1 protein-coding gene and 1 pseudogene are annotated in these 2173 nt (G+C 43.4%); both read left to right on the top strand.

What is annotated here, in order from left to right:
- Nucleotides 1-1080: efflux RND transporter periplasmic adaptor subunit (locus AAV96_RS00185; RefSeq protein WP_046737847.1), on the top strand; the 1080-nt coding region annotated here is incomplete at its 5' end.
- A gap of 1 nt (nucleotide 1081) precedes the next feature.
- A pseudogene (locus AAV96_RS00190) lies at nucleotides 1082-2131 on the top strand (ATP-binding cassette domain-containing protein); the annotation flags it as partial.
- Nucleotides 2132-2173: the final 42 nt, after the last annotated feature.

Raw genomic sequence — 2173 nt, forward strand, 5'->3', positions numbered from 1 at the left:
GATCAAGTCAAACAAGGTCAACTGATTGCACAAATTGACTCGATTCGTCAAGAAAACGAATTAAAAACAGCCAAAGCGAATATTCAGAATCAACAGGCTCAATTGGCGGTACAACAAGCCAATTTAGCAAAAGTGGAAGCTGAATATAAACGCCAGCAGGCAATGTTTAGCCAAGATGCAACTTCACGCGCAGAACTTGAAACAGCACTAGCGAACTTTAAAACAGCACAAGCTCAAATTGCAGCAATCAATGCGCAAATTGAACAATCTCGTTTAACACTCGCAACTGCACAAGAGAATTTAGGTTATACCAGTATTGTTGCACCAATGGATGGGACAGTGGTTGCCATTGTGACCGAAGAAGGTCAAACGGTGAATGCCAATCAAACCGCGCCAACGATTGTGAAATTGGCGAAATTAGATACGATGACAATTAAGGCTCAAATTTCTGAAGCCGATGTCATGAAAGTTGAAAAAGGTCAAACCGTTTACTTCACTACATTAGGCAATAGTGACAAAAAACATTACGCACAGCTACGTCAAGTTGAGCCAGCACCAAACTCTATCAATACCGAAACAACCAATACCAGTTCATCATCATCAAGTACAGCCGTGTACTACAACGCTTTGTTTGATGTTCCAAATGAAGATGGTAAGTTACGTATTGATATGACTGCACAGGTCTATATTGTTTTAGCTGAAGCAAAAAATGTACTAACAATTCCTGCCGCTGCCATCCAAACTAGACGTTCAAACAAAAAAGAAAATGGCAATAATTCGGTTGCAACAGATAAAGCAAAAAATACAGATACTCAGAAAGCGCAACATCCTAAACGCCTAGATTTGACTGAAGCTGAAAAAGCCTTAGTTGCTCAAGGTAAAGCATCCACAGGTATGGTTCGTGTGTTACAAGCGGATGGGACTGCTCAACCTCAACCTGTGTTAATCGGCCTTAATAATCGTGTCACTGCACAAGTACTTAGAGGTTTAAAACAAGGTGATCAAGTGGTGATTGCAGATGCAACTGATAGCTCAAACGAATCAGCAAAACGTAGCAATCAACGTGCAATGAGAATGTAATATGACTCAAGATCAAACGCATTCTTCACAGCCATTACTTGAGGTCAGTGACCTCACCCGTGAGTTCCCTGCGGGTGAAGGTACAGTACAAATTCTCAAAGGCATTGATTTAAAAATTTATGCAGGTGAGTTGGTTGCAATTGTCGGACAATCAGGCTCAGGTAAATCGACCCTGATGAACATCTTGGGTTGTCTGGATAAGCCCAGCGCAGGGAGTTACAAGGTCAATGGTCGAGAAACACGCCAACTAGAACCAGATGAGCTTGCACAACTACGCCGTGAATATTTTGGTTTTATTTTCCAGCGTTATCATTTACTCGGTGATTTGAGTGCTTCTGGTAATGTTGAAGTTCCAGCCATTTACGCAGGCGTAGACAGCCAACTTCGCCAACAACGTTCGGCTGAGCTACTCTCAGAACTAGGCTTAGAAGAACGGTTGCATCATAGACCAAGCCAACTCTCTGGTGGTCAGCAACAACGTGTTTCGATTGCCCGCGCCTTGATGAATGGCGGTGATGTGATTCTTGCCGATGAGCCAACAGGTGCATTGGATAAGAATAGTGGTATTGAAGTCATGCGTATTTTGCGTGAGCTGAATGCCAAAGGTCATACCATTATTCTGGTCACACATGATCTTAATGTTGCAAAAAATGCGACGCGTATTATTGAGATCAGCGACGGTAATATTATTTCAGACCGTGCTAATAAGCCTGAAAATGTAGATTCCGATTTAGAACATCAAACCCTACAACGTACCCCACAAAAGAAAACCTCCGCTTGGCGGTCTTTTTTCGATCGTCTCGGTGAAGCATTCCGCATGGCACTGCTTGCCATGAATGCCCACCGTATGCGGACTTTCTTGACCATGCTTGGGATTATTATCGGGATCGCATCCGTGGTCTCGGTGGTCGCGCTTGGGAATGGATCACAGAAGCAAATTCTAGAAAATATCAGTAGCCTCGGCACCAATACCATTAACGTGTATCAGGGTCGTGGCTTTGGTGATAACTCACGTGCTTCACAAGTCAAAACACTGGTGCCTGCTGACGCATAATCATTGGCAGAACAGACTTACGTCGATGGAGTGAGTCCA

This window comes from Acinetobacter sp. AG1, assembly GCF_001005525.1.
Taxonomy (GTDB): domain Bacteria; phylum Pseudomonadota; class Gammaproteobacteria; order Pseudomonadales; family Moraxellaceae; genus Acinetobacter; species Acinetobacter modestus.